Genomic DNA, 15,619 nt, shown 5'->3' on the forward strand with positions numbered 1-15,619 from the left:
CGGCTCACGGGCTGCAAGGGGGAGGGAGGTTTCGAGAAGTGCCCTGGAGGAGCTCGACGTCGCCAAGCGCAAACGGCTGCGGCAGGCCTACGACGAGTGGCAGGAGGCGCTGGAGACGGGCGATCCACGCTTCGACGACCTGCACGCCGCCTGGATCGACGAGGTCCTCGCACGTGGGCTGGAGCTGGACGAGGACGGCCGGGGCGACGTGCTGAAGCGCCGCGACTGGTGCGCCGCGAACGTGGTCGTCGATCTACCCGAGCACGGCGTGAGCCTGTCGCCGGAGTTCGCCGTCGTCGCCGACGGCGGCAAGCCGCTGCTGCTGATCCAGACCCACGGGCCAGAGGTCGATCTCGAAGCCACCCAGAGGCTGGACGGTTGGGCCAGTACGCCCGCGGAGCGCATGGTGGCGCTCTGCCGTGCCACCGGCTGCCGCCTGGGGCTCGTGACCAACGGCGAGCGCTGGATGCTGGTGGATGCCCCGGTGGGCGCGGTCACCACCTTCGCCAGTTGGTACGCGCGCATCTGGGGTCAGGAACCCGTCACCCTCCAGGCCTTCGTCCACCTGCTCGGCATCCGGCGCTTCTTCGTGGACGAGTCGGAACGGCTGCCCGCGCTCCTCGATCGCTCGCTGAAGTACCAGGACGAGGTCACCGACGCCCTGGGCGAGCAGGTGCGGCGTGCGGTCGAAGTGCTGATCCAGGCGCTCGACAAGGCCGACCAGGACCGCGATCGCACACTGCTGCGCGACGTGAAGGAGGCCGAACTCTACGAGGCCGCGCTGACGGTGATGATGCGGCTGGTCTTCCTGCTCTGCGCGGAGGAACGCGGCCTGCTGCTCCTGGGCGACGAGCGCTACGAGGCCCACTACGCCGTCTCCACCCTGCGCATGCAGCTGCGCGCCGAGTCCGATGAGATCCTCGAGCGCCGCTGGGACGCTTGGTCGCGCCTGCTCGCCGTGTTCCGTGCCGTCTATGGCGGCATCGAGCACGAGAACCTGCGCCTGCCCGCGCTCGGCGGCTCCCTGTTCGATCCGGATCGTTTCCCCTTCCTCGAGGGCCGAGCCAAGGGGTCCCATTGGCGCACCGATGCCGCGAAGCCGCTGCCCATCGACAACCGCACCGTGCTGCTGCTGCTCGAGGCCATCCAGCAGTTCCAGGGCCGTACGCTGTCCTACCGGGCGCTGGACGTGGAGCAGATCGGCTACGTCTACGAGGGCCTGCTCGAGCGCACCGTCAAGCGCACCACCGACGTCACGCTGGAGCTCGACGCCACCAAGAGCGCCCAGTCGCCCTGGGTCACGCTGGCCGAGCTCGAATCTGCCCGGCTCGACGGCACCGAGCACCTGGTCGCACTGCTGCGCGAGCGGTCGGGCAGCTCCGAGAGCCGCGTGCGCAACGACCTGGCCCGGCCCGTCGACGACGCGTTGGCGGAGCGTCTGCTCACCGCCTGCCACGGCGACACGCGGCTTCGTGACGACCGCATCCGGCCGTTCGCCCATCTGCTCCGCTCCGATCCATGGGGCTATCCGCTGGTCCATCCGGCCGGTGCCTACGTGGTCACCACCGGCTCCGACCGGCGCGAGACCGGCACGCACTACACGCCGAAGTCCCTCACCGAGGCCATCGTCGCCGAGACGCTCACTCCCGTCGCCTACGTCGGCCCGGCGGAGGGCAAGCCGCGCGCCGAATGGGTGCTCAGGTCTCCCGAGGAATTGCTGGATCTGAAGGTCTGCGACCCGGCCATGGGTTCGGGCGCCTTCCTCGTGCAGGCCTGCCGCTGGCTCGCCGACCGGCTGGTGGAGGCCTGGGCTCGGGCCGAGGCCCAGGGCCATACGGTGGGCATCGATGGGCGGGTGGCGGAGGCCGGCTCAGAAGTCGAGCCGCTGCCGCGCGACGTCGAGGAGCGCACCATCGTCGCCCGCCGCCTCGTCGCCGAGCGCTGCCTCTACGGCGTGGACCTGAACCCGCTGGCGGTGGAGCTGGCCAAGCTCTCGCTGTGGCTCACCACGCTGGCCAAGGGGCGGCCCTTCGGCTTCCTCGACCACAACTTGCGTCAGGGCGACAGCTTGTTGGGTATCCATCGGCTGGATCAACTGACCCAGCTCACGATGAACCCCTCGGGCCAGGGGCAGCTGCGCCTGTTCGGCCAGACCATCGAACGCGCCGTGCGCGAGGCCATCGAGCTGCGGCAGCGGCTGCGCGAGACGCCCATCCGCGACATCCGCGACGTGGAGGTCATGGCGAATCTGGATGCCGACGCACGCCAGAGGCTCGAAGTGCCCGAGCTCATCGCCGATGCGTTCATCGGGGAGATGTTCGCTGCGGGGGGCACTGGCGCGGCGTTGGAGAACGCCCTGGCCTCGCTCGCCGTCCAGGCCGGGCGGGCCATCGACGGCGATCAGGAGACGCTGGCCGCGATGTGTCGTCGATCCGTCGCCGCACTCTCGACCGATCTGCCCGCCGGAAAGCCAGTACGTCGGCCTTTCCATTGGCCGCTGGAGTTTCCGGAGGTGTTCGCCGATGGCCGCGGAGGATTCGACGGCATCGTAGGCAATCCACCTTTTCTCGGCGGGCAGCGCATCACCGGTGTCGCAGGCACTGCCTTCCGCGATTGGCTGGTCACACACATCGCCGAGGGACGTCGCGGTTCGGCCGATCTGGTCGCCTACTTCTTCCTGCGGGCGTGGAGCCTCCTGCGTGAAGGCGGTGGTTTCGGCCTGCTCGCGGTCAACACCATTGCGGAGGGCGATACGCGGCAAGTGGGGCTGGAAGCCATGGTCCGTGCGGGTGCCGTCATCCATGCGGCCTACCCGAACGAGCCCTGGCCCGGCAAGGCGGCAGTCGTCACCAGCCGAGTCCATGTTCACAAGGGCGAGTGGCGGGGCGAACGCTCGCTGCTCGGGCGGCCGGCCCCCTTCATATCGGCTTTTCTCTCGGATCGTGAGGAATGGAGCCCGAAGCGGCTGAAGGCGAATGAGGGATTGGCGTATCAAGGCTCCATCGTGCTGGGCATGGGCTTCGTGCTTCTACCCGAGCAGGCTCGCAGGATGCTGGATGCCGATCCGAGGAACGCCGAAGTGGTCTTCCCTTACCTCAACGGCGATGACCTCAATTCAGACCCAGAGCAGAAACCGAGCCGCTGGGTGATCAACTTCTGGGATTGGTCGGAAGCGAAGGCGAAGACGTATACGCAGCCTTACGAATGGCTGGAAGAGAACGTGAAGGCGGAGCGTCTTTCCAACAAGGATAAAGGCGCACGCGAGAAGTGGTGGCTGTTTCTCCGGGCGAGATCTGAGCTATATCACGCCATCGGTCGTGGTCATCATTTCGAGCGTCACCCGGAGGGCTGGTTTCCCTGCCGGAGTCAACCAACTCGAGTGCTGGCGATTACGCGCGTCAGCAAGACGCTGGCGTTCTCGTTCGTCGATTCCAACATCGTCTTCTCCGATGCGACCGTCGCGTTCTCACTCTGTCGCGGGCGTGACTTCGCACTGTTGCAGTCGAACGTCCATACCGTCTTCGCGTGGCAGCACGCATCACGTCTCAAGAGCGATTTGCGTTACAGCCAGACGGATGCACTCGAACCGTTTGCTTTCCCCGACGGATTCAGTGATACACACAACGACCCGCTTGATGACTTGGGAGATCGACTCCACCAAGGCCGCATTGAAGTCATGCAGGCCGAGCGCATTGGCCTGACCAAGCTATACAACCGCTTCCATACCGACACCGAACGCGATCCCCGCATCGAAGGGCTGCGCGCATTGCAACGTGAAATGGACGTTGCCGTCGCACGCACCTATGGCTGGGACGACCTCGACCTCGAACACGGGTTCCACGAAGTGCCATACCTGCCGGAGAACGACCGCGTGCGCTTCACCATTTCCGAGACTGCGCGCGTCGAAGTGCTGCGACGGCTGTCGGAGTTGAACCGTCAGCGGTACGAGGAGGAAGTCGCTCGAGGTTTGCACGGCAGCAGAGCCACCGACACTGTCACCCGCAGGCCACGCACCCTACGCATCGAAACTACATCCGTACGGCAAGCCTCATTCGGATTCGATATCGCCCCAGCCAACGAAGGCCGCTACCTCAAAGCCGCCGAACCGAGCGCCGGCTACCGAGCTGGGCCCGCCCATGCCATCGTCGAACACCTGAAGACCCGTCCCGGCTGGCACGGTAAATCCGACATCCTCGCCGCCACAGGCATCACGGACGGCCAGTGGAACGCCGCGATCGCCGAGCTGCTCGCCGGCGGCCGAATCGAACGTCAAGGAGAGCGGCGCGGGGCGCGGTATCGAGCCACCAACGATGCGGAGGGATCGGCATGACGGCACTTTTGGCCGATCGGCCCAGTACCGACCCGAAGGACGATCTCTTCGGGCATGCACCGTTTGCCAAGAGCCTGGCCGACAGCATCTGCCGTTATCCGGGTGGCGATGGACTGGTGCTCGCGCTCTACGGCCCTTGGGGCTCCGGGAAGTCCACGGTACTGAGCTACGTGGGGCACTACCTCGACCAGCTTCCTGAAGGCGAACGGCCTGCCGTCGTGACCTTCAACCCCTGGTGGTTCTCGGGGCAGGAGAACCTGGCCCGTGCATTCCTCGGCCAACTCCAGGCGGTCCTACCCGCCAAGAGCGAGAAGTTCAAGAAGCTGGGCGACCTGCTGGGTGACTTCGCCGAAGGCATCGGCGGCCTGATCGATCTCTCCGGTGTCGCGGGGGGCGCGGCAGCCAAGCTCGGGAAGCTCATCGGCATGGCGACCAAGCGAAAGCCGAAAGACGTCCCGGCGCTCAAGGCGGAGATCTGCAGGGTCCTGAAGGAAGCCGGAAAACGCATCCTGGTCGTCATCGACGACATCGATCGACTGACGCCGGAAGAAACGCGCCAGCTGTTCACGGTCATCAAGGCGCTGGCGGATTTCCCGAACGTCGTCTATCTGCTGGCCTTCGACCGCGAAGTCGCCGCACAGGCCATCGAGCAGCAGGGCGGCCTGCCCGGTGAACGCTATCTGGAGAAAATCATCCAGGTGCCGTTCGAGCTGCCTCCCGTCGATCGCGTCGCTTTGCGTAGGGCCCTGTTCGAACGACTCGATCAGGTGCTGGGTGACACGCCAGAGGGTCTGTTCGATCGGTCCTACTGGACGAACGTGTTCTTCGACGGCATCGACCCGATGATCCAAGTACCGCGTGACGTCGTTCGTTTCACGAACACGCTGTCGGTCACCTATCCGGCGGTGCGCGGAGAAGTCAATCCGGTCGATTTCATCGCTCTCGAAGCGATTCGGGTTTTCCTGCCCGATCTGTACGACGTCATCCGGGCGAACCCCGATAGGTTTTCCGGCCACAGCCGCGACGACGGGTACGAGGGCGGCCGGGACGCGGCCCAAGCCTTTCACCAACGATGGGCGAGTGAGATACCCGAGCCGCTACGAGCGAGTACACAAGCTCTTCTGGAGCGCATCTTCCCGAAGATCGGCCAGATGGGGTATGGCCCAGACTGGCTGATCGAATGGCGCAGGAACCTGCGTGCCTGCCACCCGGAGGTCTTTCCCATCTATTTCCGACTGACGGTGCCTCCCGGCGCCGTCAGTCGGCAGGAAGTGACGGCCCTCTTGAGTTTGGCCGGTACGCCTGCCGATTTCGGGAATGCGCTCGTTCGGGCCAAGTCGGAACGTCGCCTTGATGGCCTCTCGAAAGCGAGGGCCCTGCTCGAACGCCTGATGGACCATGTCGAGAAGGACATCCCGGAGGCGAATGTCCCGACGGTCATTCAGGCGCTCTTCGACGTGGGCGACGCGTTGATCGACCCTGACGACGAACGGGGCATGTTCGACTTCGGCAACGTCTCGCGCGCGGCTCGTCCGGTCTATCACCTGTTGAAGCGGCTGCCGAGCGACCGTCGCGCCGCCGTGCTGGCGTCGGCCATCGAGGCGGGACGAGCCGTCGCGGTCCAGGCGTGGCTACTGCGGTCACTGGACGATGAAGCCACGAAGGCGAAGGACTCCAACGAGACCACCCTGTTGCCAGCCGAAGAAGTCACGAAGCTCAAGCGAGTGTGGCTGGGTCGGGTACGGACCCTCTCCGGTGAGGCCGGGTTCCTGGATCACCCGGAGTTGCCGAGGCTTCTGGCCACCTGGAAGCGCTGGGCCGATGGTGCCGAGGTGCGGGCATGGTGTGACCGAGTCACCACGTCCGACGGAGGACTCCTGGCCCTGTTGTCGAAGTTTCTCCGGCACACGAAATCGCAGACCATGGGCGATTGGGCGGTTCGCCTCAGGCCTCGTCTCGATCCGCGCTGGTTGAGCGATTACATCGATACGGAGGCGACTGCGGAACGACTTCGTCGTCTGCAGCAGGATGGGCAGGTTTCCGACGCCATGCGGGAGGCCGTGACGCAGTATCTGAAGGAGCACGAGATGCTCAAGTCTGGCAAGGATCCTGACGGCTTTACCGCATTCGAAGACTAGGGGGAGCACGTGGCAGATACCTACAAGATGACGGTCGACTTGAACGTGCTCGACCACCTGGGAATCAACCTCTACAGCAACATCGCGGCCGTCCTGACGGAGGCCGTTGCGAACGCCTGGGATGCAGACGCTGAGACGGTCGACATCAGGATCGACCCGGGCGGAGATTGGATCGAGATCGTCGATGACGGTATCGGCATGTCGGTCGACGACATGAACGACAAGTACCTTCGAGTCGGCTATCGGCGGCGTGAGGAAGATGCGCAGCACGGGAAGACCACTGCCAAGGGGCGGCCCGTCATGGGCCGCAAGGGACTTGGCAAGCTCTCTCTGTTTTCGATCGCCAACGTGATCGAAGTCGAATCGTCCAAGGATGGCTGTGCTCATGGTCTGCGCATGAGCGTGGCCGGCATCCACGAGTCCGTTCAGAGACGGGAACCCTTTTACAGTCCGGAGCCGCTCCCGCCCGATGCGATCACACTGGCCAAGGGTACTCGTATCGTCCTGAAGGACATCAAGCGTCAACGCCTTGGGCGGGGAGCGCAGGCGCTGCGCAAACGTTTGGCTCGCCGTTTCTTCGTGATCGGGGAAGTGCATGGGTTCAAGATCCTGCTCGACGATCAGCCGATAACGCCGTCGGATCGCGGCGACCTGCCGATGGTGCAATTCCTATGGCAGTTCGGTGAGGACGCACTCGATCTGTCCCCAGCGAGTCAGCTCCTGGAGCGAGAGTCGCTACCGAATCGATTCGATGGTTGGGATCCGGAGTGGAAGGTCAGCGGCTGGATCGGCACCGCCAGGCTTCCCAAGCAGCTCGACAGCGAGGATGCAGGCAACCTGAACGGAATCGTCGTGTTCGCTCGTGGTCGCTTGTTCCACGAGAACATCCTGGACAAGCTCAACGATGGACGGCTGTATACGAAATACCTCACTGGACAGATCGAGGCGGACTTCCTCGATGCAGACGATGCACCAGACATCGCGACCAGCGACCGTCAGCGTGTGCAGGAGGACGATCCTCGATACGTGCAGCTCATCGCGTTCCTCAGATCTCGGCTGACCCAGGTGGAGAAGCGCTGGACGGAATGGCGCAAGAAGCACGAGGTCGAGAAGGCCAAGGAGACCTCTCCGGCCCTTTCGGAATGGCTGGATACGCTTCCCGATGGCTACAAGAAGAGCGCGGAGACGTTGATTGCCAAGTTGAGCGCCTTGCCGGTGGACGACGAAGAGGACCGCAAGCTCATGTATCGGCACGGCATCCTGGCATTCGAGCGGATGAAGCTTCGCGGCTCGACCGAGGAGTTCGTGACGAGCGTCGAGAGCGCAGAAAGACTCTTGGCCGTGCTCGCGGACAGGGATGCGCTCGAAGCCTCTCTCTACAGGGACATCGTGAAATCCCGCCTGGATGCGATCCGGGACTTCCAGACCATCGTCGACGAGGATGCGAAAGAGCGTGTCCTCCAGAAGTACCTTTTCGATCACCTCTGGTTGCTGGACCCGGCGTGGGAGCGGGCGACGGGCAGCCCGATCATGGAGTCGCGCCTGACGACGGAGGGCGTGCTCATCGAAGACTTGTCCGAGAAGGAGCGCCTGGGCCGGGTCGACATCGCCTACCGTACCAATGCAGGCAAGCACGTCATCGTCGAGCTGAAGAAGGCCGGTCGCAAGATGGGGCTGCTCGAGCTGGTCGAACAGGGGCAGACCTACGTCGACAAGCTAACGAAGATCCTGCGCGAGCAGAACCAGACGAGCCCCGACATCGAGGTGATCTTCGTCCTTGGCAAAGCCGTCGATGAGGAGGCCTCCAATCCGGATCGTCTCAAGTCGTCAATGACCTCGATCTCACCGGGTAGCCGCATCGTCCACTACGACACCCTGATCCGTGGAGCTCAAGAAGCCTATTCGGCCTACATCGAGCAGAGCAAGGCGCTCGACAAGCTCGAGAAGATCGTGGACAGGATCTGAGGGGGTCAAGGGTATGACGAACAGTCCCAATGCCTGGATCGCCATCGACCACGGCCTCGGCACCGGTCGCAGGCTGGCGCCCTACACGTTGGCGTCGAAGGGTGACCGATCCCAGTACCAGGCCGTCGCCGAGGACGACTGGGTGCTGGTACTCGACGCTGCCGGGGCAGTGGTGCGTGCCGGGCGTGTGCTGCGCATCCGATCCGACCTCGAGACGACCACGATCTTCTTCGACCGCGTGTGCGCCGCCGGTGCGTCGGTACCGGCGGCCAGCCTGTCGCTGACGCCCCCGTCCTCTGGCAGCGTCGGGCGTATCTCGTGGGAGACCTTCGTCTCGGCTTTGTCCAAGGCGTTCGGCCACACCGTCGCGACCGTGCCGGTGATCGAAGACCGAGCCTACGTTCGCGAACTGCTGCAACTGGCCGTGGTGGACGACCTGCTCGGCCCTGCCGGCGGCCCGCACGAGCGCATCGTGGACATGAGCGTGCGCGATCGCTACCTGGTCGGGAAGTTGGCTCCGCGCGAAGCGGCTCGAGGTGGCATCGAGGGTCTGGAGGGGCCGCTGGCGGAGGAAGAAGTGGAGGAACCCAGCGACCCGATCGTACCTGGCCAGCACGAACCGGGTGCTGAGTTCGGGACGGCGGCCGGACGGGTGGAACCCGAGTCGGATGCCTCCGATGAGATCGACGCCGCCAGCAATCAGTCGCTGGTGCCCAGCAGCTTCGGCATGACCTTTTGTGTCGACGGCGACGTCGAGCGGATCGAAATCGAGGCACGTTGGGGGAGGTACGAGCGCGTGCCCAACGACGAGCACGAGCTGACGCGCCCGAATGGGCAGAAGGTCAAGGTCTGGCAACGCATTCCTTGTGGCGGCAAGCTGGTGCTACCCCTCACAGAAGGCGCGATCCCCCACCAGGCGCCCGACCCGAATCATCCGGCAGTACGGATCCAGGGTTCCGTCCGGGCCAGGAACGCCAAGGGTGATCGCTTGGTGACTCTGTTCCTGGTCAACGCGCAGGAGGAGCCTGACACCAACCGTGATACCGCCTGGCTGTTCCAGCCCGAGCTGATCGTGCGAGCGGAACCCGCGACCACAGGCCAGGCCATCTTTCGCCGCCGCCCGGTGTTGGACGCGGACGGGATGGATCCCGAGCGCGAGTCGTTGGAGATGATCTACCGCAACCGTGTGGAGTTCGCGGTCGGTCATGGCGTGGCCGTACATGCGGAGACGGCCGAGGACGACCCGACGCGGGCCATCGAGGTGCGCACCACCGTCGTGCCACAGTACGAGGTACAGGTGACCGAGACGCCGGGTCTGGATCCCGCCGACCGCCCAGCGATGAGAGAGATGGTGGCGAGCGGCCTGCTCGACATGCAGCGCCTCGCCACCCTGGACGTGGCCGAGTTGGTCGAGGCGCTGAACACGCTGACCCGCGACTACGGGGCGTGGATCGCGGAGCAGCGCAGCCGCATCGGCCGGGACGTGGTCGGCTACGACATGCAGGCCGCCCAGGCGTTGGATCGGTGCGAGGAGATCCGAGCGCGGCTGCAGCAAGGCATCGACACGCTGAAGAACGACGAAAAGGCGCTGACCGCGTTCCGCTTCGCCAACCGAGCGATGGCATTACAGCGCGTGCGGAGCGTCTATGCTCTGAAACGGCGTCGGGGAGAGGATCCCGATCTCGGCGAGCTGGAGAAGAGCGAGAGGCCTTCCTGGCGTCCGTTCCAGTTGGCGTTCCTGCTGCTGTCGATCCCCTCGTTGGCCGATCCCATGCACGCGGATCGCGTGCAGCCCATGGAGGCCCACGCCGACCTGCTGTGGTTCCCCACCGGTGGTGGTAAGACCGAGGCCTATCTGGGCGTGGCGGCGTTCACCATGGCGATCCGGAGGCTGCAGGGCAAGCTCGGCGGCTACGACGGTTCGCGCGGGCTGGCCGTGATCATGCGCTACACCCTGCGGCTACTGACCTTGCAGCAGTTCCAGCGCGCCACGGCGCTGATCTGTGCGATGGAGATGCTGCGTCGCGAGGCCCTGGCCGATGGCGACACCTCATTGGGTCACGAGCCATTCACCATCGGCCTGTGGGTCGGCAACAGGGTGACGCCGGGGACGACCGAGGACAGTCATCGGGCCATCGAGGACATCCGCAATCCCGGCAGACACCAGGCCGGGGCCACGTCCCCCGTACAGTTGACTAGTTGCCCGTGGTGTGGCTCCGACATCGCGCCGGGGCGCGACGTGGACGTCGACAAGGATCGCGGGCGCACGCTCGTCTTCTGCGGCGACAAGAAGGGCCGTTGCGAGTTCTCGAGAGGGAAGTCGAGCAAATCCCCGCATCCCGGCATCCCGGTGCTGACGGTGGACGAGGAGATCTACCACCGTCCGCCGACGATGATGATCGCCACCGTGGACAAATTCGCCATGATGGCGTGGCGTGGCCAGGTGCGCACGCTGTTCGGCCGGGTGAGCCAGGAATGCGAGCGCCATGGCCTGCTCTGGCCCGGCTGCGAGTGCAACACCGGCCACCGCGCATCCAAGGGCCTGCCCGCGGCGGCGGTGAGGTCCGTCAGCCCCATCCGGCCGCCCGATCTGATCATCCAGGACGAGTTCCACCTCATCAGCGGCCCGCTGGGCACGATGGTCGGCCTGTACGAATCGGCGGTGGACGAGCTGTGCGGGTGGACGCTCGACGGCAAGACGATCAAGCCGAAGATCGTCGCGTCCACGGCGACGGTCCGCAAAGCCAAGGAACAGGTGAACAACGTGTTCATGCGGCGCGTGTCGGTGTTCCCGCCGCATGGCCTGGACGTGGAGGACAACTACTTCTCGGTCCAGCGTCCGATCGATCGGCGGCCTGGGCGTCGCTACCTCGGCGTGTGCTCGCCCGGCAGCTCGCGTCCCGCGATGCTGATTCGCGTCTACACCGCCTTCCTCACCGCGGCACAAGCCCTGTTCGAGCGCTTCGGTGAGGCCGCCGACCCGTACATGACGATGGTCGGATACTTCAATTCACTGCGCGAGCTGGGTGGGATGCGACGGCTGGCCGAGGACGACGTCCAGACGCGTTCGTACCGCGTGCAGATGAGCATGGTCGAGCGGCCCGCGCTCGCCCAGCGCAGCGTCAGCAACATCCGGGAGCTGACGTCGCGCGTCTCCAGCCAGGACATCCCGAAGTACCTCGACGATCTGGAAGTCAAGTTCAAGGCCACGTTCGATCCGAGTGTGGACAAATACGTGACGAGATGGAACGAGGGCGACACCCGCGCCATCGATGTGGTGCTGGCGACCAACATGCTGTCGGTCGGCGTGGACGTGAACCGGCTGGGCCTGATGGCGGTAAACGGACAGCCGAAAGGCACGGCCGAGTACATCCAGGCGACCAGCCGTGTGGGCCGGTCCTTCCCCGGGCTCGTCTGCTCGGTGCTCACGTGGGCAAGACCGCGCGACCTCTCGCACTACGAGACCTTCGAGCACTACCACGCGACGTTCTACAAGCACGTGGAGGCGCAGTCGGTGACACCGTTCTCGCCTCGTGCCATGGATCGCGGGCTGACCGGCGCGTTGCTGAGTCTGATGCGGCTGGAGTACGCCGACTTCAGCCCGAACGAGGGAGCGGCCGTACTCGACCGGTCCGACAAGCCCGAGGTCCTCGAGGCCATCGACGTGCTGGTGGGCCGAGCCTGGAACGTCAGCGAGAACCGCACCATCGAGGCGCTGGCCGAACGTGAACTGAAGGAACGAGCCGACGAGTGGGCCAAGGAGGCGAGTGTCCCGGGACGGACCTTGGCCTACGAGAAACGCGGCGAACGTGCGGCGACGATGGTTGCGCTGATCAAGTCGCCCGGCATCCACGCGTGGGACAACTGGACGGTCCCCATGTCGATGCGCGAGGTCGAGCCTGGCGTGCGGCTGATCATGAACACGGGGCGCCTATCGGACGGTCACGGCTGGAAGCCCCGCCCGGTGTCGAGTGACGAGGACTGAAAATGACCGATCGAACCCCCGTCGGCGAGGTGCGGCCGAGCCAATTGCTGTGGACGTATGGCCCAGGCGCGCTGATCGACCTCCCGAACCTGTCGGTGGTGACGCTGGGCATCGACCAGTGGGAGAAGGACCGCTGCCAGCCGATCCAGGAGCCGCGCCTGCTCGCCGCCGTCCGCAAGGTCCTCGGACCGCAGGTGGAGAACCTGCGCGTGCCCCCGTTCCAGAAGAGCGAGCTCGTCGATCCGTGGTCGGCGGAGGCGAACATCGGCGTTCCCGTGCGCCCGTTCCCGCGCTGGATGCGCTGCGTGAAGTGCGGTCTGCTGTCACCCTTTGACGCCGGCCTGTTCGAGATCAAGGAGCACCGCTTCCGTCCGGAGCGCACCCGCTTCGTCCACAAGAGCTGTCGTGGTTCCAAGGACGACCAGCCAGCGAAGGACGCCGATGCGGTTCCCGCGCGTTTCCTGCTGGCCTGCCGCAACGGCCATCTCGACGACTTTCCCTGGCACTACTTCGTCCACGGCGGCAACGGCGCCTGCAGGGGGACTCTGCGCTTCTTCGAGAGCGGCGCCTCGTTGCAGACCGAGAACCTGTGGGTGAAGTGCGATACCTGTGGGGCATCGCGCAGCATGGCGCAAGCCTTCGGCAAGGCAGGGAAGGAGAACCTGCCGAGCTGCCGAGGCAGGCATCCCCACCTGGACCATTTCGACGACGACTGTGACGAAGAGGCGCGGGCCATCCTCTTGGGCTCGACGAACGGTTGGTTTCCGATCACCCTGTCCGCACTCGCCATCCCCCAGGCCAAAGACCCGCTCGCCCAACTGATCCAGGATGGCTGGGAGTTCTTCGACGATCTGGACTCGGAGGCCGCCGTCGCCGTGACGGTGAAGACGCTGAAGAAGACCGGAGTCCTACCGGGCATCGACAAGTATTCGGCCTCCGCCATCTGGGCGGCGATCGAAGCGCATCGCCACGGCGGCGGGCGGGACACCGTCGGCGAGGCCGATATCAAAGGGCCGGAGTGGGACGTCCTGACGGCAGCCGATCCGCCGGCCGACTACCCACACTTCATGAGCAAGAAGGTGGACACGCCGGCCGGATTCGAAAGGTACATCCGCAGAGTGTTGCTGCTGGAGAGGCTCCGAGAGGTCAATGCCCTGTTGGGCTTCACCCGCGTGGAAGCGCCCGAGGAGTCGAGCGATCCGGACGAGCGCCCTCGGATGGCGGCTCTCGCCCGCCACAAGCCCGATTGGGTGCCGGCGAATCAGGTGCATGGCGAGGGCATCTTCATCCAGTTCAGCGAGGAGGCACTACGGGCGTGGGAGGCGCTCGCGGGTGTCCAGCAGGTCGATCGGATGCTCATGGCCGGGCATCAGGGTTGGCGGAACTCGCGCCACCTCGATCCGAACGAGGGCTATCCGGGTATCCGCTATGCCATGCTCCACACGCTGTCACACTTGCTCATCCGCGAGCTGGCACTCGAATGCGGCTACAACGCGGCGAGCATCCGTGAACGGATCTACGCCGATGCCGAGAATCGACGTGCGGGCATCCTCATCTACACGGCGGCGGCCGATTCGGACGGGACGCTGGGTGGCCTCGTCGACCTGGGCAAACCCGAGAACCTCGGCCGACTGCTGCGGCAGGCCCTGAACCGAGCGAAGGTCTGCTCGTCCGACCCGCTCTGCTCGGAGCACGACCCAGGCAAGGATCGCTCGCTCCACGCCGCCGCGTGCCATGCGTGCAGCCTGGTCGCGGAGACCTCCTGCGAGCGGGGCAACCGTTACCTCGACAGGTCTTTGCTGGTGCCGACCCTCGAACGAGGGAGCGCCGCGTTCTTCGCCGAGCTGTGACATGGAGAGACTCCTGGAAGCCGTCACAGCCGTGGTCTGTCTCGTTTCGCCGGAGAAAGTGCGGGCGCTGGCGGGCGCGATTCGGAAGATCGAGGACGCGAAGGCGAACGCCGCCCTGTCGGATGTCGTCGGCACGGCTACGGCCAAAGCCGTCGTCGATCGTCTCGTCGATGCTTGGCGGAGCACGTCGGTCGGTTCCGGCGAGTTGGCTTCGATGCTCCTCGCCGCCGGTCATGCATTCGAGAGCGTGTCGAAGCAGCAGTCGATTGAGCTCGTGTGGACGGGGCCGACGACGCCCTTCGTCTCGGCGCGCCGAACCGAACAGGCGCTGTTGCAGGTCATCGGTGCGGCCAGGCAAACCTTGTTCGTCACCAGTTTCGTGGCCTACGACGTCTCGACCATCGTGAAGGCGTTGAACGACGCCATCTCACGGGGGGTCAACGTCTCGATGCTCCTCGAGTCGTCACAGGATCACGGGGGCAGCATCACCTTCGACGTGATCGGCAAGATGAGGGCACTGGTTCCCTCCGCGAAACTCTACGCCTGGCGTGAGCGAGCAGCCCCGTTCGCGGATGGGCGGGTCCACGCCAAGGTCGCCGTCGCCGACGGCGCCGTCTGCTTCATCACCAGCGCCAATCTGACCGGTCATGCCATGGACCGAAACATGGAGGCTGGCGTACTCCTTACGGGCGGGCAAATCCCGAGGTTACTGCACGAACACTTGCAGGCGTTGGTCGACACGAAAACGGTGTCTCCCGTCTGAACTTGCGAGGAAGTGCGCGAGGGCGTCCGGCTCATCCTCGGATGCGCTCACAGTGAAGAATCACTCCTACGGCGGCCTCTCCCGTCTGGCAGACGGGTTTCCTATGGTGGGAAACTCCACCACCACCATTCCACGCCCAACCGCCCTCGGTTGGGCGTTTTCATTCCCGGGTTGCGCCACACCACGCAACGGCTTCGCAGGAGCACGTCACACGCGCAGGCTGTCTTTCGTGGGCATGACATGCGCGTGCGTCTCTTGGTGAACTCTCCCGAGTCGCCCCGCGTCGGCCGGTTTCTCGGTCTCCGTGCCCGCCAATTGGTCGGCCCTGCAAAATTCATCTCGCGGTGCCGACGAGAAGCGCCGGAGGTGCAAGAGTAGCGAGTCGACTCGCGAACGCGGCGAGCGCTGACAGCAGCCAGAGCGAGCGCAAAAAGGCTGGAGCAATGCCCCGCCGGGCGATGGCACGCAGCAGCCAACGGATGTTGAAGCCGGCTGCGCACAACACCGCATGCAGCGCGTCGCCCTCAGCGCCCTTGAGCCAGCAGCGCTTCATGCCGTGATCGTGCTTGGCATGCCCGATGGCCGGCT

Annotated in this window: 6 protein-coding genes and 1 pseudogene; 6 read left to right on the forward strand and 1 reads right to left on the reverse strand. The window is 65.2% G+C overall.

From position 1 onward, the window contains the following. Positions 1–43 precede the first annotated feature (43 nt). The 6 genes from F615_RS18460 to drmC are packed head-to-tail and all read left to right on the forward strand — an operon-like array spanning position 44 to position 15,031. Positions 44–4,330: an Eco57I restriction-modification methylase domain-containing protein gene (locus tag F615_RS18460; RefSeq protein WP_375060599.1), complete on the forward strand. Its 4,287-nt coding sequence runs from the start codon at positions 44–46 to the stop codon at positions 4,328–4,330. Then, the gene (locus F615_RS0112135; RefSeq protein ID WP_019561460.1) at positions 4,327–6,468 is read left to right on the forward strand and encodes a KAP family P-loop NTPase fold protein; all 2,142 of its coding nucleotides are present in this window, start codon (positions 4,327–4,329) and stop codon (positions 6,466–6,468) included. Before F615_RS18460 ends, F615_RS0112135 begins: the two co-directional genes overlap by 4 nt. Positions 6,469–6,477: 9 nt before the next feature. Then, complete coding sequence (locus F615_RS0112140) at positions 6,478–8,433, forward strand: BbrUII/HgiDII family restriction enzyme (RefSeq protein ID WP_026330275.1); 1,956 nt, start codon at positions 6,478–6,480, stop codon at positions 8,431–8,433. A gap of 13 nt (positions 8,434–8,446) precedes the next feature. Beyond that, entirely contained in the window at positions 8,447–12,418 is a 3,972-nt protein-coding gene (gene drmA, locus F615_RS0112145) for a DISARM system helicase DrmA (RefSeq protein ID WP_019561462.1), read from the forward strand. 2 nt (positions 12,419–12,420) lie between these two features. Further along, positions 12,421–14,268, forward strand: coding sequence for an MrfA Zn-binding domain-containing protein (gene drmB, locus F615_RS0112150; protein ID WP_019561463.1), 1,848 nt, complete (start codon positions 12,421–12,423; stop codon positions 14,266–14,268). Position 14,269: 1 nt separating this feature from the next. After that, positions 14,270–15,031: a DISARM system phospholipase D-like protein DrmC gene (gene drmC / locus F615_RS0112155; RefSeq protein WP_019561464.1), complete on the forward strand. Its 762-nt coding sequence runs from the start codon at positions 14,270–14,272 to the stop codon at positions 15,029–15,031. A gap of 334 nt (positions 15,032–15,365) precedes the next feature. On the opposite strand, the pseudogene F615_RS20490 reads toward drmC, so the two are convergent. Beyond that, positions 15,366–15,619, reverse strand: a pseudogene (locus F615_RS20490) (hypothetical protein); the annotation flags it as partial.

The organism is Caldimonas manganoxidans ATCC BAA-369, from assembly GCF_000381125.1.
GTDB classification, from domain to species: domain Bacteria; phylum Pseudomonadota; class Gammaproteobacteria; order Burkholderiales; family Burkholderiaceae_C; genus Caldimonas; species Caldimonas manganoxidans.

Coding starts and splice junctions, on each gene's coding strand:
- drmB (WP_019561463.1), top strand. CDS start 12,421: ATGACCGATCGAACCCCCGTCGGCGAGGTGCGGCCGAGCCAATTGCTG.
- drmA (WP_019561462.1), top strand. CDS start 8,447: ATGACGAACAGTCCCAATGCCTGGATCGCCATCGACCACGGCCTCGGC.
- F615_RS0112135 (WP_019561460.1), top strand. CDS start 4,327: ATGACGGCACTTTTGGCCGATCGGCCCAGTACCGACCCGAAGGACGAT.
- drmC (WP_019561464.1), top strand. CDS start 14,270: ATGGAGAGACTCCTGGAAGCCGTCACAGCCGTGGTCTGTCTCGTTTCG.